This window comes from Flagellimonas eckloniae, from assembly GCF_001413955.1.
GTDB lineage: Bacteria > Bacteroidota > Bacteroidia > Flavobacteriales > Flavobacteriaceae > Flagellimonas > Flagellimonas eckloniae.
The window spans coordinates 3,974,211-3,994,324 of record NZ_LCTZ01000002.1 but is presented as its reverse complement, the minus strand read 5'-3'; the positions used below and the strand labels follow the sequence as shown (position 1 = coordinate 3,994,324).

13 protein-coding genes are annotated in these 20,114 nt (G+C 38.7%); 12 read left to right on the top strand and 1 reads right to left on the bottom strand.

Annotation, left to right across the window (positions count from 1 at the left end):
- Positions 1 to 74: 74 nt before the first annotated feature.
- The 11 genes from AAY42_RS17155 to AAY42_RS17105 all read left to right on the top strand — a co-directional run bounded on the left by AAY42_RS17155 (position 75) and on the right by AAY42_RS17105 (position 16,202).
- Positions 75 to 2,696, top strand: a complete 2,622-nt coding sequence (locus AAY42_RS17155) for a GH116 family glycosyl-hydrolase (protein ID WP_082433504.1) — start codon at positions 75 to 77, stop codon at positions 2,694 to 2,696.
- Positions 2,697 to 2,710: 14 nt separating this feature from the next.
- Positions 2,711 to 3,970: a DUF6786 family protein gene (locus AAY42_RS17150; RefSeq protein WP_222836846.1), complete on the top strand. Its 1,260-nt coding sequence runs from the start codon at positions 2,711 to 2,713 to the stop codon at positions 3,968 to 3,970.
- A 23-nt stretch (positions 3,971 to 3,993) separates the two neighbouring features.
- Complete coding sequence (locus AAY42_RS17145) at positions 3,994 to 5,523, top strand: sulfatase (RefSeq protein WP_055397426.1); 1,530 nt, start codon at positions 3,994 to 3,996, stop codon at positions 5,521 to 5,523.
- A gap of 275 nt (positions 5,524 to 5,798) precedes the next feature.
- A complete protein-coding gene (locus AAY42_RS17140) occupies positions 5,799 to 6,851 on the top strand; it encodes a family 43 glycosylhydrolase (protein ID WP_055397424.1) in 1,053 nt (350 codons plus the stop codon).
- Between the two features lie 26 nt (positions 6,852 to 6,877).
- On the top strand, positions 6,878 to 8,452 hold the full coding sequence (locus tag AAY42_RS17135; protein ID WP_082433503.1) for a sulfatase family protein: 1,575 nt from the start codon (positions 6,878 to 6,880) through the stop codon (positions 8,450 to 8,452).
- Positions 8,449 to 9,891 (top strand): sulfatase family protein, encoded by a 1,443-nt coding sequence (locus tag AAY42_RS17130; protein WP_082433501.1) that lies wholly within the window; start codon positions 8,449 to 8,451, stop codon positions 9,889 to 9,891. Before AAY42_RS17135 ends, AAY42_RS17130 begins: the two co-directional genes overlap by 4 nt.
- Before the next feature lie 6 nt (positions 9,892 to 9,897).
- Complete coding sequence (locus AAY42_RS17125; RefSeq protein WP_055397420.1) at positions 9,898 to 11,352, top strand: arylsulfatase; 1,455 nt, start codon at positions 9,898 to 9,900, stop codon at positions 11,350 to 11,352.
- Positions 11,352 to 12,794, top strand: coding sequence for a sulfatase family protein (locus AAY42_RS17120; protein ID WP_082433604.1), 1,443 nt, complete (start codon positions 11,352 to 11,354; stop codon positions 12,792 to 12,794). The genes AAY42_RS17125 and AAY42_RS17120 overlap by 1 nt, the downstream gene beginning before the upstream one ends.
- Before the next feature lie 144 nt (positions 12,795 to 12,938).
- Positions 12,939 to 14,078 (top strand): galactokinase, encoded by a 1,140-nt coding sequence (gene galK, locus AAY42_RS17115; RefSeq protein ID WP_245625638.1) that lies wholly within the window; start codon positions 12,939 to 12,941, stop codon positions 14,076 to 14,078.
- Complete coding sequence (locus AAY42_RS17110) at positions 14,068 to 15,087, top strand: UDP-glucose--hexose-1-phosphate uridylyltransferase (protein ID WP_055397414.1); 1,020 nt, start codon at positions 14,068 to 14,070, stop codon at positions 15,085 to 15,087. The genes galK and AAY42_RS17110 overlap by 11 nt, the downstream gene beginning before the upstream one ends.
- A gap of 44 nt (positions 15,088 to 15,131) precedes the next feature.
- Positions 15,132 to 16,202, top strand: a complete 1,071-nt coding sequence (locus AAY42_RS17105) for an aldose epimerase family protein (RefSeq protein WP_245625637.1) — start codon at positions 15,132 to 15,134, stop codon at positions 16,200 to 16,202.
- A 3-nt stretch (positions 16,203 to 16,205) separates the two neighbouring features.
- Here the strand turns inward: AAY42_RS17105 and AAY42_RS17100 are convergent, their stop codons facing one another.
- Complete coding sequence (locus tag AAY42_RS17100) at positions 16,206 to 16,829, bottom strand: hypothetical protein (protein WP_055397410.1); 624 nt, start codon at positions 16,827 to 16,829, stop codon at positions 16,206 to 16,208.
- Positions 16,830 to 17,146: 317 nt separating this feature from the next.
- Here AAY42_RS17100 and AAY42_RS17095 point away from each other — a divergent pair, with 317 nt between their 5' ends.
- Positions 17,147 to 19,963: a helix-turn-helix and ligand-binding sensor domain-containing protein gene (locus AAY42_RS17095; RefSeq protein WP_139063763.1), complete on the top strand. Its 2,817-nt coding sequence runs from the start codon at positions 17,147 to 17,149 to the stop codon at positions 19,961 to 19,963.
- The last annotated feature ends 151 nt before the right edge of the window (positions 19,964 to 20,114 follow it).

Sequence of the window (20,114 nt, the reverse complement as noted above, 5' to 3'; positions counted from 1 at the left end):
TTTGGGAACGATATTAGGCTGGGCAACTATGCTACATATGAAATCATTTCAAACGAACACACAAAGAATAAATAATGAATCAAAATTTAATACAAAAAGGATATCAGTTCATAATCGCAATACTTATATTCTTTGCATATTATACAGGTATTGCTCAGCAAAGCCAATGGCCCGTACTCAAAACCTACGATCAGGAGCATATACAAAAGATAAAAATGCCCATTGGAGGTATAGGCACTGGAACTATTTCACTTACAGGTAGAGGTTCTTTAGAGGATTGGGAAATTATGAACCGACCAGCTAAGGGATTTAATCCTACTTTGGAAAATAGGGGACCCGTAAAGCAAAAAGGACCGTTTTTTGCTATTTATGTTGAAGATGGGGAAGGTAAAAAACAAACACGGTTGTTAGAAGGCCCTTCAGATATTGCCTCTTATGAGGGAGCATGGGGTGCATACTCTAACCATCATGGGTTACCCCGGTTTGGCAATGCATCGTTCAGTACGGCTTATCCTTTTGGACAAGTTACGCTGAGAGACGAAAGCCTTCCCGTAGAGATTGTTGTTGGCGCATTCAATCCATTAATCCCGGGTAATATTGATGATAGTAGCATTCCCATGGCAGTGCTCAATTTTAACGTAAAGAACACTGGTACCAAAACCATTGCCATTTCACTTGCCGGGAGCATACAGAACTTTATTGGTTTTGATGGTGCACGGGGAAAAGCCGTAAAGAATGTAAACACCTACCGAGAGGAAGATGGAGTAAAAGGAATCCATTATACAACCAAGGGTGTAGATTCAGAGAGTGAACAATGGGGAAGTATGAGCTTTGTTTCCCTTAATGAAGGAGAAACCACTTACAGAACTGCCTGGCAAGCATTGCAGAGTAGATGGGATAAAAAAAGACTTGATTTCTGGGATGATTTCTCTGAGGATGGTCTGTTGGAAAAAAGAACAAATGCTGATGCTAATGCACCTTTAGGTTCAATAGCGGTAAAAAACACACTCAAAGCTGGTGAAGAAAAGAATTTTAGGTTTTTAATTAGTTGGTATTTTCCCAACAGACAAACCTGGGATAAGCCGGGTTTTCAAAAATTGATAAAAGCCACAGTAGGCAATTACTATACTACAAAGTATTCTGATTCCTGGGAGGTCGTCATGAAGACACTTCCCCGTCTAAATGAATTGGAAACCAAGACCAAGACATTTGTAAATGCACTGATTAAAAGTGACATTCCAATAGAAGTAAAAGAATCGGCTCTTTTTAACCTGTCACATTTGAGAACTCAGTTGGCTTTCCGCACAAAAAGTGGTCATCTTTTGGGCTGGGAGGGGTTGTTTGATAATCATGGCTCCTGTTTTGGCTCATGTACTCATGTCTGGAATTATGAGCAAACAACTGCATTCTTATTTGGGGAATTGGCAAAAACCATGCGTGATGTAGAGTACGGTTATGCTACAGATAAAAATGGCCTGATGAGTTTTAGAGCTTATCTGCCATTAGATTCTGCGCAAGAATGGGGTAAAACCGCAGCTGATGGACAGATGGGATGTGTCATGAAATTTTATCGCGATTGGCAACTGTCAGGTGATGATGAATTCTTAAAAAAACATTGGCCTACAGTAAAAAAAACTATGGAGTTTTGTTGGATTCCTGGTGGATGGGATGCCAACAAAGATGGGGTTATGGAAGGTTCTCAACATAACACCATGGATGTGGAATACTTTGGGCCCAACCCACAAATGGGATTTTGGTATCTCGGGGCACTCAAGGCTTCGGCAGAGATGGCATCTTATCTAGGGGATAAAAAATTTGTAAAAACATGCCAGAAGCTATTTAGACAAGGATCTGAGTGGATGGATAACAATCTGTTCAATGGTGAATATTATGAACAGCATATCCAACCCCCCATGTCTGCTGAAAATGTAGCTCCATCATTAATAGGTGCTACTTCTGGTATTCATACCACAGATTTTACATCTCCTGACTTTCAATTGGGTGAAGGTGTTTTGGTAGATCAACTGGTAGGTCAGTTTTTTTCACATCTTGTTGGACTTGGGTATTTGGCAAAAGAAGAAAATATAAAGACTACACTTAAATCTATCATCAAGTACAATTATGTGGAGAATATGTCTTCCCACACCAACTTTCACCGGTCTTATGCTTTGGGTGACGAGTCCGCCTTGTTAATGGCTGCCTACCCGAAGAAAAGACCAGAGAAGCCTTTTCCCTATTATACTGAGGTAATGACCGGATTTGAATACACAGCTGCAATCGGTATGCTTCAAGAAGGTCAAACGGAGAATGGGTTAAAGAGCATTCGAAATATTAGAGATCGTTATGATGGAAGAAAACGAAACCCATTTAATGAAGCCGAGGCAGGGCATCACTATGCAAGGAGTATGATTGCTTGGAGTGGTATTATAGCAACGACAGAATTCCAATATTCCGCTGTTGAAAAATCCATGAAATTTACATCAAAGCCAGGAAAGTACTTTTGGTCTAACGGCTATCAATATGGTACTGTAAAAATTTCTGGAAACAACTTAGAGAAAAAGGTAGCTATAACTGTTCTTAATGGTTCCGTTACACTCAAGTCATTTAAGTTGGAAGGCTTTGGTAGTGAAGATTTCAAAAAAGGCAAAACGTTCAATGAAAATGATGTAGTCAATTTTAAAGTTAACAGAGATTAGAAAAAATTATGAAAATGGATAGGATAACGAATAAACACTTCTTGCAAAGTATCGGCATTCTGTTGGCAATTATCCTTGTGATTGGATGCGACACAAAAAAGACAGAAAGCAAACCAGAACCAGTAGAAGACTATACAAGTTTTGCAGATGATTTTACTTTCATGAGTGAGTACACCGATATGATTGAGCTTACCGATCCTACGGGACAAGGCAAGATTGCTGTCTCTGCTGCACTTCAAGGAAGAGTGATGACCAGTAGTGCTGCAGGGTCGGAGGGTCGAAGTTATGGTTGGATTAACCGAGAATTGTTTGCTTCAAGAGATACATTGGAGCACATTAATGTGTTTGGAGGGGAAGAACGTTTTTGGCTCGGACCAGAGGGAGGGCAATACTCTATCTTCTTTGAAAAGGGAACTGAGTTTAGTCTAGATAATTGGTATACACCTAGGTTGATAGATGTAGAACCATTTGAAATCAAAAAAAATACGCCCAATAGCGTATCATTCACAAAGAAAGCCGCACTAACGAATTATTCTGATTTTAGTTTTGAGTTGGAAATTGAACGCAAGGTCGAAATACTATCCGCACATACCATATCGGCAGAATTGGGTGTGGATATAGAAATGGACATAAAGTCTGTCGCCTATCGAACCACTAACACCTTATCAAATATTGGAGATAAAGATTGGCAAAAGGAAACAGGTCTTTTATCTATCTGGTTGCTCGGTATGTACAATGCCTCATCATCTACTACAATAATTATCCCTTTTTATCCTGGAAGTGAAGAAATATTGGGAAAACCTGTAACTGATGATTACTTCGGTAAAGTACCCTCGGAACGTCTCATAGTAAAAGATAGTGTGTTATATTTTTCGGGGGATGCAACATATAGAAGTAAGATAGGCTTGTCTCCAAGCAGGGCCAAGGATATTTTAGGGTCTTATGATTCTGAAAATAGCGTGCTGACCATTGTTAAATACAACAAACCCGCAGGTGTATCCAATTATGTCAATTCCCTTTGGGAATTGCAGGAGCAACCTTATAAAGGTGATGTGGTCAATTCATATAATGATGGACCGCCTGCACCGGGCGAAAAACAGTTGGGTCAATTTTACGAATTGGAAACCTCATCACCAGCTTTAGCACTAAAAGTTGGAGAAAAATCAACGCATACCCAATTGACTTGTCATTTTGAAGGGGATGAAAAATCACTAAATAAAATAGCTCAACAACTATTGGGCGTATCTATTGAAGAAATTGTAAATATTTTTTAATCCATAAAATAATAATCAATTCAATGGTGAATAAAGAGCAAGGAAACAGGGTGAGAAAGTTATTTTTTTTAATAGCAATACTTACTATTGGTTTCTTCGGATGCTCACAAAAAACCAATGGCAAACCCAACATCGTCTTTATTATGGCTGATGACCTGGGCTGGCAAGACGTTGGCTTTATGGGTAGTCAATGGTTTGAAACACCAAATCTTGATGTATTGGCCAAACAAAGTTTGGTTTTTAATCAAGCCTATATGTATCCCACGTGTTCCCCATCAAGGGCAGCTTTACTTACGGGAAAACAGTCATTCCGAACCCAGGTGTACAATGTTCCTGTCTTGGAAAAGAAATATGCCCCGGATGAAAACATCTATTCTCGCTGGACAGTTGGTAAGGAACATGACACCTATGCAAACCCACTTAAGGAAGCGGGCTATAAACTTATCCACTTAGGTAAATGGCATATTGTAGGGCCTGACCCTCTGTCCGAACTAGCACTCCCCTATCCTTTCGATGAACCACTTTCGCAACCTCCCAATGGTGCTTTATCGTGGTTAAAAAGTCACCGTTCAGATACTGTTCAAGAGTATTATCCTACAGGTAGGGGCTTTCATGAAAATGTAGGCGGTACTTGGTGGGGAGATCCGGCTCGTGGTTATGATGATGGTTACAAAGCTCCAAGTGGTGGTTACAAAGCACCGTTCAAAAATCCATTCATCAGCGATAAACCATCGGATGAATGGCTCACTGACCGATTGACTGACGAAACAATCAATTTCATTGAAAGAAATAAGTCCCAGCCCTTCTTTGTCAACCTACATTACTATGCACCTCATCGACCTACGGTGGTAAGGAACTCGGAGTGGATAGAGAAATTTATGGATAAGCTACCTGATTCTGTAACTGGACAAGGCACTGAAAACCTTGAAGAAATTGCAGCTTATGCCACCATGGTTCAGTCGCTTGATGAGAATGTGGGCAAAATTGTAAAATACCTGAAGGAAAACAATCTTTTGGAAAACACCCTCATCATTTTTACTTCCGATAATGGCTTCAATGGGTTGCAGAGTGTCAACAACCGTTTGAGAGGTGCCAAAGGACATATATATGAGGGAGGGCTTCGTGTGCCCATGTTTGCCTATTGGAAAGGGACAATAACACCTGGTTTCACAGATACCCCTATCCATGGTCTGGACTTTTTTCCAACCTTTTTGGAATTGGCAGGTATAGATGACTATATGGGGACATTAGATGGAGAAAGTCTGGTCCCGATTTATCAAAAAAAAGAATTTAAGGAAAGGCCACTTTTTTGGCACGTAGCCAGTACGTATAAAAATCCACCCTGTTCCATTATCCGAAAAGGAAAGTGGAAACTTATTCAGTTCGTGAACGATGGCAAAATTGAATTATACAATCTCGAAGAAGATTTGGGAGAACGTGAAAATTGCGCAGGGGAAAATAAGGAAGTAGCTTCGAATTTGTTAAAGGAACTCACCACTTGGAGAAAGGAAAATAAGGTTCCAATTCCAGCTTCTTCAATATTAGAGTTTTGAATGAAATGAACATGAAATAATTGATGATATGAAAACACATTTCCACTTTCTAGCCTATTTGTTCATATGCCTTCTTAGAAATTCAAACAGTCAAAACAAACTGTCTCGTGACATACAAAGCGTTTGGGCAATGATGCCAAACTTAGATATGGAAGTGTATACAAGCAATATCAGATGAAAAAAGGAGAAGTTCTCAAATTCAACGGCACACTGGATAAGATATAAATCCACCGTGACAATGGAAATAATAAAAAATACGATCAAACCAATATCAGATGAAACAAAAAGTGAAAAACAAATTTAAAAGCATTCAATTCTATTTGCCCATCATACTAATTTCTGCATTCTTATGGCATGCTTGTGGCAACAAAGAATCCAAAAAAACAGAAACTGAAGAAATAGCTGTACATGAAGTAAAAAGCACCGCAACTGTAACCTTTTCCTATTCAGATGTTATGGGAATCGGCGTAGATTCTGTGTATAACAGAAGAGACCCTAGCGATGTGATTAAAGTAGGCAACAAGTACTATGTCTGGTACAGCAGAATGGATAGCCCAATCACATCGGGGTATTGGGCCACTATCTGGTACGCAACCAGCGAGGATGAAGGACATACCTGGAACGAAAAGGGCATGGCACTTGGTTTGGGCGAAGAAGGGGCTTTTGACAGTCACTCCGTATTTACCCCTAATATTTTGGCACATAAAGGGAAATACTACCTCTATTACACTGCAGTAAAACCTACTCTCGGAAATCCTGATAAAAAATTTGAGGGGAACCATACCACAGACTTTACCGCCATAGGCGTAGCTGTGGCAGATAGTCCTGATGGGCCATTCAAGCGAATAGTAAACAATCCGGTTATTGTCCACAGTGAAGTCGTTTCGGATTTTGATAGCTACCGAGTGGATGACGCCAGTATGATGGTGCGTGACGGTAAAATATGGTTGTATTACAAAGGAAGGTGTATTGAACATGGTAAAGAGGGTCCCAAAAGAACCGAAATGGGGGTAGCCATGGCAGATTCACCTGAGGGTCCATTTGAGAAAAAAGGCTCGCTTCTGGATAAAGGTCATGAGGTACTTATATGGAAAGAAGGAAAAGGGGTCTCTTGTCTAGCTTCCATAAGTCAGTCGATAAACTATGCTAAAGATGGGCTTCAATTTTCCATGCAGCATGATAGTTTGGAAAATATCCCCAAGGCTCCCGGTTTGTACCGTCCTCATTTGGAAAATGGAAACCCAGATGTAGGAATCCCAGGATGGGGCATTGCCATGAACGGTAGAAAAGGGCTGACCTATTTGCTTCGCTATGAGATGACGAAGTAATGATAATATGAAATAAAACAATCATCATGGTAAGAACAAAAATTGTAATTATTGGACTGATGGCACTTTCATACAGCAGCCATGCCCAAACCCCGAAAGGGGACAAAAAAAATTCTCCCAATGTTATCCTTATCTATGCCGATGACTTGGGGTATGGAGATTTGAGCTGCCAAGGTGCCACAAAAGTCCAAACGCCCAATATCGATAAGCTTGCCACCCAAGGTCGCAGGTTTACTGATGCGCACACGGCTTCAGCGGTTTGCACACCTTCTAGATATGCACTATTGACGGGTGAGTATCCCATACGAGTGGATAGTTGGGGGCCCTTGCGCACGCTTGAAAAATTACTTATTGATACTTCCACGCTGACCATAGGTAAAGTATTTCAAAAAAAGGGTTATGCAACTGCCTGTTTGGGAAAATGGCATTTAGGATTTGGAACTGATAAGAACGATTGGCAAGTGCCTCTTGAACCTGGTCCAAACGAAGTGGGGTTTGATTACTATTGGGGTATTCCTTTTGTCAACAGCGGTAGTCCTTTTGTCTATGTCGAAAATAAAACAGTAGTTGGGCATGACCTTAATGATCCCCTTGTCTACCTGGGCAGAAACTATAAAGGTGATTTAGAACCCTCACCTACCCCAACTTTCCCCAAAGAAGCATCAAAAAAAAGTCCAAATCTTTTCTCCGGAGCACGTAAAGCCCATGAATTCTACGATGATGAAAAGACAGGAACCTATTTAACAGAAAAGGCCACTGACTGGATTTCAAAAAACAAAGAAAACCCGTTCTTCCTCTATTTTGCAACTACCAATATCCATCATCCCTTTACACCAGCACCAAGATTCAAGGGAACTAGCCAAGCTGGTCTTTATGGTGACTATATTCATGAGTTGGACTGGATGGTAGGTGAGATTGTAAAGTCTCTGGAAGAAAATGATTTGTCTGAAAACACCATGATTATTTTCACAAGTGATAATGGTGCCATGCTGAACTTGGGTGGACGAATAGCCATAGAAAAAGGACACAAGATCAATGGAGATTTACTCGGATTTAAGTTTGGTGTATGGGAAGGAGGCCACAGGGTTCCCTTTATTGTAAAATGGCCTGGAAAAGTACCAGAAAACACCGTATCAAATCAGCTTATTTCAACAGTGGACATGCTGGCAACCTTTACTGCGCTTACCCATCAGGAAGACAGTCTGTCGTTGGACAGCAAGAACAGCATTAATGTTTTACCTGTCTTCATGGGAACAAAGGAAAGCGTTCGTGAGGAGCTTCTACTAGCCCCATGGAGGCCTAAAAACCTCTCACTGAGACAGGGAAAATGGATGTACATTCCTGCTAAGGGCAGTGGTGGATTTACGGGTTCTAAACCCGAACACCATGCTTGGGGAGGCCCTGCCGGAGTGGCTTTTGTTGGTGGTAAGAATAGTGACATAGAAAATGGAAAGCTTAAAGAAGATATTCCTACTGCTCAGTTATATGACCTAGAAGCTGACCCAAATCAAACCAACAATGTTTACACTGAATATCCTGATGTTGTAACCAAGATGGATGCACGGTTAGGAGAATTGAAGGAAAACCTAACAAAGAAATGACGTCAATTATAAAAACTAAAGCTGGAATATTTGCTTGTACTTTAGTAGTGCTTTTTGCTGTAATATGCACAAGTTGTACTTCGAAAAAAGAAAAAAAAGACGCTGAGCCAAAACCACCCAACATCATTGTCATTTTTGCTGATGATCTAGGTTATGGAGATATCGGATGCTATGGTGCTAAAGGGATCAAAACACCCAACCTGGATGCTTTGGCTACAGGAGGCTTTCGCAGCACGGACTTTTTCATTCCTGCCAATGTATGTAGCCCCTCTCGTGCCGCTTTACTTACGGGCAGATATCCAATGAGAGCAGGGTACCCTGTAGCAACAAGACCAGCATTTCCAAAGTATAAGAATTATGGGTTCGCACCTGAGGAGTTGACAATTCCGGAGCTGTTGAAGTCAGCTGGCTACCGCTCGCTAATGGTTGGGAAATGGCATCTGGGTATGGAAGTGAAAGGGTCGCACCCCCTTGATGCCGGTTTTGATGAGTATCTTGGAATTCCAAGTAACTACGGGGTAGACAATACGCTTTATCATAACAAAGATACAGTCGCCAAAGAGGTCTCATGTGAAATACTTACTTCAGCGTATACAGATAAAGTGGTCGATTTTATTAACGAGAATCAAGACCATCCCTTCTTTATTTATGTTTCCCATCACATCGTGCACAATCCCCTCTTACCAAGTGAAGGCTTCAAAGGAAGTTCTGAATATGGCGAATATGGTGATTTTGTTCAGGAGTTAGATTTCAGTACGGGACGAATAATGAAGGCATTGGAAGAAGCAAAGCTGCATGATAATACGCTTATGGTATTCACTTCCGATAATGGTCCTACATACAAAGGACAGACCGGAGGACTGAGTGGTGGAAAATACTGTACTATGGAAGGGGGACATCGTGTGCCTGGAATCTTCTATTGGCCTGATGAAATTCCAGTAGGACAAACTTCAAGTACCCTAATGTCAAGTATGGATCTAATGCCTCTTTTCTGTAATATTGCAGCAGTGAATCTGCCTAAAGATCGTAAAATAGATGGTGAAAATATTCTGGATATATTGAAGGGAAAGACCTCTGAATCACCTCATGAATTCACCTATTATTATAATGGTACCAACCTACAGGCTATACGTAAGGGAAAATGGAAGCTACACTTACCAAGGACAGTTTCGGATCAGCCCTTTTGGTCAAAGACAGGACACCCAAAAGTGGATAAAGGATTTATCACCCTTGAGGATTATGTACTTTTTAATCTGGAAGATGACCTTGCTGAAAAAGTCAATGTTGTAGTAAAGCATCCGGAGGTGGTAGCGCTATTAAAGAAGCAGGCTGATATAATTAGGGCTGAGCTTGGAGACGTCCATGTCATTGGGACAGATCAAAGAGTACCTAACTTAAAAAATCCCCAAGAACGCGACCCAGTAGAATTAAAAAAGTAATAACTAATGATGGATTATCTCAAACTTTCTGTACTAGCAGTTTTTACCTTGCTTGTTTTAAGCTGCAGACAAAATACAACAACCAAAACATTAGAACCCATTAAACCCAACATTATCTATATCCTGGCAGATGATTTGGGATACGGTGACCTCAGTTGTTATGGACAGCAAAAGTTCAAAACTCCAAATATCGATAAGCTGGCAGCTCAAGGGATGCTCTTTACACAGCACTATTCCGGATCGACGGTTTGCGCACCATCAAGGTCCACATTGATGACGGGAATGCACACCGGCCATACGCCAATTCGTGGCAATAAAGAAATAAAACCTGAAGGCCAACATCCTTTGCCTGATTCTGTGACTACCTTGCCAGAAGTACTTAAGGCCAGAGGTTATAAAACAGCCGCATTTGGTAAGTGGGGACTTGGATTTCCCGGTTCGGAAGGAGAACCGCTTAAGCAAGGGTTCGATTTCTTTTATGGATATAATTGTCAAAGGTTGGCACACCATTATTATCCGCGTTACCTATGGAGAAATAATGAGGTTGATTCCTTAACAGAAAATTTTGGTCAAGCAAAAGGGGCTTATGCTCCAGATTTGATTCATAAGGAGGCCAAAACCTTTATTCACGAAAATAAGGACAATCCATTTTTCATGTACTATGCAGCTGTAGCGCCTCATGCGGAACTTGTTGCGCCAGAACCATATATGGAAAAGTTTCGGGGGAAATTCGAGCCGGAAAAAATATATAAAGGATATGATGAAGGGCCAGGTTATCGAGAAGGACGCTACGAATCCCAGCCGGAATCACATGCCGCTTTTGTAGCCATGATTACACACCTCGACGATCGTGTGGGAGATATCATGTCCACTTTGGAAGAGCTGGGCATAGCGGATAATACCTTGGTGATATTCACTTCCGATAATGGACCCCACTTGGAAGGTGGTGCCGATCCTGATTTCTTTGATAGTAATGGTATTTATAGAGGTTATAAGCGTGATTTATACGAAGGTGGAATTCGAGTGCCCATGATTGCCATGTGGCCAGGTAAAATAAAGGCGAACACCCGTTCGGAACATGTATCGGCATTTTGGGACATAATGCCTACTGTGGCAGAACTTACTGGTCTTGAGGAAGTGGGTAATATCGATGGGATTTCATTTGCCCCAACACTTTTGGATGAAGGAGTTCAGAAAAACCATAAATATCTCTATTGGGAATTTCATGCTAAAGGAGGAAGAAAAGCAATACGAAAAGGAAGGTGGAAGCTTGTGTACTATCAGGTTGGCAATTTAGAAAATAGTACTTTGGAGTTGTTCGATTTGGAAAATGACCCTTCTGAAACAACCAATCTGGCAGAAGAGAAGCCCAAACTTTTTAAGGAAATGAAAGAAATTCTAATGAACGCCAGAACAAGCTCCGATGTATTCAGATTTGCAGATGAGCAATTTGAAGGATGATGAAAAAGAATCTTAACTTATATATTACAATACTACTTTTCTCAACGCTATTCAGTTGCTCCAAAAAACTGGTGCCACAAGGTGATACAGTAAAAGAACACCCTAATCTCGTCATTATATTTACTGATGATCAGGGCTACGGAGACCTTGGCTGTTTCGGAGGAAAACATGTAAATACACCTCATTTGGATAAGATGGCCGCTGAAGGCATGAAGCTTAATAGCTTTTATGTTGCAGCCCCCATATGTACACCATCTAGGGCTGCATTAATGACGGGCTGCTATCCTAAAAGGATAAACATGGCTGACGGTGTATTTTTGGCAGGAGATAGTAAGGGTTTGCATCCTGATGAAATCACCATAGCAGAAATACTGAAAACAAAAGGTTATACAACAGGTATCATGGGTAAATGGCATTTGGGGGACCAACCTGAATTTTTACCCACACGACAGGGCTTTGATGCGTTTTTTGGACTGCCCTATAGCCATGACATCCATCCCTGGCACAGAAACAATAAGAAATTCAATTTTCCTGATCTCCCACTCTTGGAAGGAGAAGAGGTTATTGAAATTAACCCTGATATGAATTATCTTACTCAGCGAATTACCGATAAGGCTATAGATTTTATAGCGGAAAATAAGGATAGACCATTTTTTCTCTACATTCCGCATCCCCTGCCCCATAGACCTGTGTACGCCTCTCCCAATCAGATGAAACATGTATCAGACTCTATTCAATCAATCATCTTGCAAGAAAATGACTCTGTTTTATACGATGTAAGAGATCAAATTTATCCAGAGGCAATAGGCACCATAGACGACTCGGTAGGAGAAATTATGAATGCCCTAAGAGAATATGGAATAGACAAAAATACCTTGGTGATTTTCAGCTCTGATAATGGTCCGGCAAAAGGAGGTATGGGAAGTACGGGATTTCTAAAAGGCAGAAAAGGGCATACCTTTGAAGGAGGAATGCGTATGGCTTCATTGGCCTGGTGGCCAGGTAAAATTCCACCAAGTTCAGAATCGGATGAAGTTTTGACAAGTATGGATTTGCTACCCACATTTGCACATCTTGCGGGGGCTGAAATTCCTCAAGACAGGGTAATTGATGGTGAAAATATCTGGCCCGTTTTGACGAATAAAAAGAAAGATATTCCGGCGCCAAAGTCATTTTATTATTATCAAGCCAATGAACTGCAGGCTGTGAGGTACGGTAGCTGGAAATATTCTAAGAGAGATGGGGTCAGCATGTTGCATAATCTAAAAACTGACATTGGAGAAACCAAAAACGTGATTGACGAATATCCAGCTATTACAACACAAATGGTAAAATACTTTGATACTTTTGAAAAAGAATTGGGAGAAGGTAAAAGTCTTAGCGAAAGGTGTCGCCCGGTAGGATATATTGAGAATGCCAAACCATTGACCAAAGAGAACTAATTACAATTACACCTAATGATATTTGAAAAGCAAATACATGTCTTACCCTTAGTATTTTTTCTATGCATATAAGCTTCTCTACCGGAAAATAACAACGCAACACTCTGTTACTTTAAAAGTTTAGGTCATAAAATAAAAATGGAAATGACAAAGAAAATTAGTGAAATAACCATATCCTCTCCTGGAAGAATAAATTTTATAGGAGAACATGTTGACTACAACGACGGGCTTGTTCTTCCAGCGGCCATAGATAAATGTATTACTATGACGTTCAAAATCAATGGTACAAAAAACATATTTAAGGTTAAGAGCAAAGGGTTTGATAGTTATTTAGTCGCAGACCTTAATAACCTAAAACCAGGAACCGAAGGATGGCACAACTATATTTTAGGGGTTATAAATGAACTACAAGTAATTACTGGGAAAATTGAGGGCTTTGATTGCGAAATGGAGACCAATGTTCCTGTTGGTTCTGGTGTAAGCTCATCTGCAGCTTTAGAATGTGGACTTGCTTTTGGTTTGAATGAGCTGTTTGATTTAGGTTTGAATAAATGGCAACTTGCCAAGATAGGCCAGCAAGCTGAACATAATTTTGTAGGTACAAAATGTGGCATTATGGATCAGTTTGCTTCTCTTTTTGGAAAAAAAGACCATGCCATGCTTTTGGACTGTCAATCACTAGAATTTGAATATATACCTACACTAATTGATCCCTACGTAATTTTATTGCTGAACACCAATGTGGCTCATAACCTTGCTACTAGTGGATACAATACAAGACGTGAAGAAACTGCTTCGGGACTTACTTTAATCTCCAAACGATTTAAGGTCGAAAAATCCTTTAGAAACATAAGTCTTACTATGATTGATGAATGCAAAAAAGAACTAGGAGATATATGCTATAGAAGATGTAGCTATGTTCTTGAGGAAAATAAAAGGGTACTTAACGCTAAGGAAGCGCTAAAACAAAATAACTTTGTGCGATTTGGGGAACTTCTTTATGAATCCCATCAAGGATTAAGCAAAAAATATGAGGTTAGCTGCGACGAATTAGATTTTTTAGTGGACTTTTCAAAATCTAAAAAAGATGTTTTGGGAGCCAGAATGATGGGTGGTGGTTTTGGTGGATGTACACTAAACTTAATTCACAAAGATTCAGTGGACAATTTTGTAGAAAAAGTAGCCAAAGCCTATAAGGAAAATTTCGGCATAGTATTATCTTCTTTCATATGCGTGCCTAGTCAAGGTACATCAATCATCAAAAAAAATATTAATGAATCTTAATTTAAGCGAACATCCACACCGAAGGTATAATATCTTAACAAGGGAATGGGTCTTGGTATCTCCCCATAGGGCAAAACGACCTTGGCAAGGTCAGGAGGAGGAAGTAAACAATGAGATTAGACCGAAGTATGATCCATCCTGCTACTTATGTTCAGGAAACAAGAGGGCAAACGGAGAAATTAATCCAAACTATGATGATGTCTTTGTCTTTAATAATGATTTTGCAGCATTGCAGAAAAGTTCAAAAAAAGACCAGTTCAAAGATGGGTTGTTGTTGGCAGAGGGAGAACAGGGTATATGCAAGGTAATATGCTTTAGTCCGGATCATAGTAAAAGTCTGGCCCAAATGGAGGTAGAGGAAATTGAAAAAGTGGTTAAGACTTGGAAGAAAGAGTACATTGACCTGGGAAGCCTTGAATTTATTAATTACGTCCAAATATTTGAAAATAAGGGAGCAGTTATGGGTTGTAGCAATCCGCATCCACATGGTCAGATATGGAGCCAATCCAACCTGCCCAACGAAATTGTCAAGAAGGATTCCTCCCAAAAAGATTTTTTTAAGAAAAATAATAGGTCCCTTTTAGGGTCATACCTAAAGCAGGAAATTGAAAAAAAAGAACGCATTATTTATGAAAATGATGCCTTCGTGGTATTGGTTCCCTTTTGGTCCGTTTGGCCTTTTGAAACCATGATAATTCCAAAAGAACATCAAAAGAACATCGGTACTTTGAACAATGATCAAGAAGTCGGTTTTGCAGATGCCATCTCTACCATTACAAAGGCATATGACCAAATTTTCAATTGTTCATTTCCTTATTCAAGCGGAATTCATCAGGCTCCAACAAATGGTGAAAAAAACGAGCATTGGCACTGGCATATGAGTTTTTATCCACCATTGCTTAGAAGTGCCACCGTAAAAAAGTTTATGGTAGGTTATGAAATGTTTGGATCTCCCCAAAGGGATATTACTGCCGAACAAGCGGTAAAAATTATTAAACATCATCTATAGGTCTGGGAATATCCCAAACAGAACTAATACAAATACAACGAAAATTGAGCAATTTAAGTTCCAAGGATTTTGAGCTGACCATTGACGGAAAAAACACCCAACTGTTTACCCTTAAAAACAAAAACGGCCTTAACGCTGTTTTTTCAAACTATGGCCAACGAATAATATCACTGCATGTTCCGGATAAACAGGGAAACTTTGATGATATAGTCTTGGGGTTCTCTAGCCTGCCCGAATACTTTGATGGTCCAGGAAAATATTTTGGAGCAGTAATTGGCAGGTATGGAAATCGCATAGCACAGGGTGAATTTACCCTAAATGGAACTACTCACCGACTGACCAAGAATAAAGGAGGCAATCATCTCCATGGAGGTAAGAATGGCTTTGGAAGTGTAGTTTGGGATGCAACACAGGTAAGTGAAGGCGAAATTCATTTTAGTGGTGTTTCACCAGATGGTGAAGAGGGCTACCCAGGCAATTTGTTTTGTGAAGTAACCTATAAGCTAAATGACACCAACGAGTTAATCATTGAATATAAAGCAAAAACTGATAAGGCCACTCCCGTTAATCTTACGCATCATTCCTATTTTAATTTAAAAGGCGCCGGAAACGGTACTGTAGACCGGCATATTTTGCACATAAATGCCAACAGTTTTACACCTGTAGACCAACACATCATACCAACCGGCTCCTTAGAAAGTGTACAAGGCACTCCTTTTGATTTTTTAGAGCCTAAACCCATTGGAAGAGATATTAAAACAAGAAATGAGCAACTGGAATTTGGCAATGGATATGATCATAATTTTGTTTTGGACACTTCATCAAAAAGAGATGATGACCTCATTTTTGCTGCAAAAGTAGTGGAACCAGAATCTGGAAGAACCATGGAAGTATACACCAATGAACCTGGCATTCAATTCTACAGCGGTAATTATTTAGGAATAAAGGGTAAGAAAAGAAAATATTATGAAGACAGAGGAGCATTTTGCCTAGAAACCCAGCATTTCCCAGATTCTCCCAATAACCTAAACTTCCCCAGCACTATTTTACAACCTGATGAGGTCTACAAATCAACTTGTATTTATCGGTTTGGGGTCTTAACAGAAGAAGTATAGGAACTAATTGCCTTTGGAACTTGCTGAATCTCTTGCTTTAATTTGACTTTTCAATTCTTTGATCTCAGTTCTTAGTAATTCTTCCTTATGCGCATTTTGTAGCTGCATTTGATATAATTTCTCCTCCAAATCACTTTTTGATACTGCATTGGAATCAAAAAAAATACCTTTTAAAATACTGAAAAGAGTGAACAAAAAACTTATTGCCACTGCAAAAATCAAAGTAAACAACATGGTTTTTTCACGTCCACGGGATGTCCTTCCCGTCCTACCCTGATTCGTTTTTTTTCCGTTGGCAAGTTTCCGGGTACTCGAGAGCTGTTCCACAAAAGTGTCCCATTTTTCCTCCTCTTTGACAAACATTCCCATGAATCCCCCTTCATTTAAAAAATCTTGCGTGCTCGGTGTGGAAGCCATCATAAAGATTTCCGCACCATTCCCACTCATAATATCCAATAAACTGTCATCGTAGCCCCTAATCTCTTTAATCAATTTTTCAACAAACTGCAAGCTATAATTAGGACGTAAATATTCATCATAAAGGGATTGAATTTCAAAGTAGTCGCTACGCTCCAAGGCATATTCTAAAAAACGATCTTTTAATTCGGCTTTAAAAAATTCGCTCATTTTTCAGACAAGAAAAAAATTAAAGGTTTGGTTATTGGTCTATACACACAAAGTTAATTCATATAAAGAGTGTAACCATCAATACATGTATATAGAATTTATGACTTTTATAAAATCCGCAGTTTTGCAATCTTAAAACTAACAAATAATTAATGTTTCTGCTTCATTACAATCATTTTGCTTAATTTTCAACTGCATGAAAAGGGAATAGTTGTCCGCAATTAAAATTACTTGACCAACAAATGTTCTTAATCATGTTATGCCAATTGATTGTTAGTAATTAGTTGGCGCTTTTATACTATCTAAGCTAAACTTAAGTGAATACTACCAAGAAAATATTAGTCCTAATTTCTTTGTTCATTGGCGCGACAGTGTTAGCACAAGAGTTGCCCCCTATCCAAAACTACTCCCCTTCTGACTATAAAGCTGAAAGTCAAAATTGGGCTATCTCACAAGCTGGAGATAAAGTAATTTATTTTGCCAACAACAAAGGATTATTAGAATTTAATGGCGCTAAATGGACGCTCTTTCCCTCGCCCAACGAAACAATAATCCGGTCTGTTAAAGTTGTAGGTGATAAAATATATACTGGATGCTATATGGAATTTGGGTATTGGCAAAAAGATGATTTCGGCATGCTTCAATACACTTCCTTATCAAAAAAAATAAAGAATGATTTTAAACAAGATGAGGAGTTCTGGAACATTTTGGATATGGATAGATGGGTTGTGTTTCAATCTTTGGATAGAGTCTACATCTACGATTTAACTGACAATTCAGTTAGGTCTATTGATTCTGACACTTCCTTGCCCAAAATATTTAACCTCAACCAAAGTATTTATTTCCAAAAACTTAATAAAGGAATCTTTAAGATTGAAAATGGCAAAGATATTTTGATCTATGATGCCAGTCCTTTTAAAGAAGATGAAATTATCAATATTTTTCAGCACCAAGGAGGTTTGCTTGTTCTTACCCGTCACAATGGATTTTATAAAATTCAAGATGATTTAATTAATAAATGGAATATTAGTGCGGATGCTTTTTTATCCAATGTAAGTACATACAGTGCTTTAGAGTTAATCGATGGAAGCTTCGTTTTGGGCACTATCTCCCATGGCTTAATTTATTTGGATAAAAATGGGAATTTGATATATCATATAGATCAAATAAAGGGGTTACGCAACAATACAGTTTTATCGATATACGAAGATGTTGACAATAACATTTGGCTAGGGCTGGATAACGGAATTAGTTATTTAAACCTTAAATCCGCATTCAAAGTATATCATGACAACAAAGGAGTTGCAGGAAGTGTGTATGCCTCCGTTATTAACAACAACAACTTGTATTTAGGAACAAATCAGGGGTTATTTTATAAGGAAATCAATAGTGAAGGTGACTTTAATCTAATCAACGGTACACAAGGCCAAGTATGGTCTTTGAACTTGATTGGACAAACCCTTTTCTGTGGCCACCATACCGGTACATTTATCGTTGAGCAAAATAAAGCAATAAAAATAGCAGATATTCAGGGCACATGGAACATAAGCGATTTAAATGGCAATCCCAATCTGCTCTTACAAGGAAATTATGATGGCCTTTATGTTTTGGAAAAATTAAATGATAAGTGGCATATTAAAAACAAAATTGAGGGATTTAACCATTCCTCACGTTATTTTGAGACTTTAGGAGAGGATATTTTTGTAAACCATGAATACAAAGGTGTTTTTAAAATTGAAACTGATAATGCTTTTTCCAAAGCAAAAAAAGTGTCCATAGACACTTTGCTAAAAGGTTCCAATTCTGGAATGGTCAAGTATAAAGACGACTTGCTTTATTCCTTTAACAAAGGAATTTTAAGATATGATAAAAGAGATAGACAGTTTGTTAAAGATAGTATTCTGAGTAAAGTTTATACAGAGGGAGAATATCTATCTGGTAAAATGACAGTGGATAATAAGAATGACTATTTGTGGGTGTTTACAAATTCCAACATTAGTTTTATATCCCATGGAAACTTATCTAATACCCCGATTATTAAATCTATTCCACTTACCAAAAACATACGCAGTGGAATTGTTGGATATGAAAGCGTTTCAGCCTTAGACGAAGATGGGAAATATTTGTTTGGAACTAGTTCTGGGTATGTGACCATTGCTATAGATGATTTCCGTGAAAAGGATTTCATGGTAAATATGGGAAGTATTAGAAAAGCAGGAAAAAACACAAACAAAAATGAAAAAAACCTATTAAGTAAAAATGTGAAAGGTAGTTTTGAAAGCAGTGAAAACAATCTAGAAATATCTTTTTTCGCGGCCAATTACATCAAATATTTAAAGCCTAACTATCAATTTCAGCTTTTAGGGATCTATCCAAATTGGAGTGACTGGTCAGAAGAATCAACAGCTACCTTTGAAAACCTTCCCTTTGGTGAATATACTTTTAAGGTAAGGGCAAAAATTGGAGATAAGATTTCTGACAACATTGCCATGTATTCTTTTAAAATTGCAAGACCTTGGTATTTCTCAAATCTAATGTTGGTGCTCTATGCGATAACCGCAATATTAGGTTCAATCCTTATCCACACTTTATATAGAAGATACTATCACAAACGTCAACAAGCACTAATTAAAAAGAACAAACGTGATATGGAGCTTGCCAAGGCTCAAAATGAAAAAGAAATTATAAAAATAAAAAATGAACAACTTAAGGAAGAATTTAAAAGTAAAAGCAATGAGCTCGCGGCTTCAACGTTGAGTATAATAAAAAAGAACGAACTGTTATCAAAGGTCAAAGAACAACTCATATCAAATGTAGAGGATAAAAATTCTGTAAAGCCAATAATTACCATTATTGATAAAAGTCTTAATCAGAATGATGATTGGGAATTATTTAAGGAAGCCTTCAACAATGCTGACAGAAAATTTTTAAAGAAATTAAAGAAGGCACACCCAAATCTATCACCAAATGATATACGCTTGTGTGCATACCTCCGTTTAAACTTATCCTCTAAAGAAATAGCACCATTATTGAACATTTCTCCAAGAAGTGTGGAGATAAAAAGGTATCGACTTCGTAAAAAAATGGACTTATCCCATGATGATAACTTAGTAAACTACATCCTTAAACTATAAATTTCTTTACATCTTTCCAATTACACCTCAACAATACCTATACAAGCCCATGTTTTGACTAAAATTGGCAATACAGGTATCTTGTTGAAAGCCCCTAAAACAAAGGGATTTTATTGATTTCGTAAAAAAAGTACATTTTTTTTATGATGTA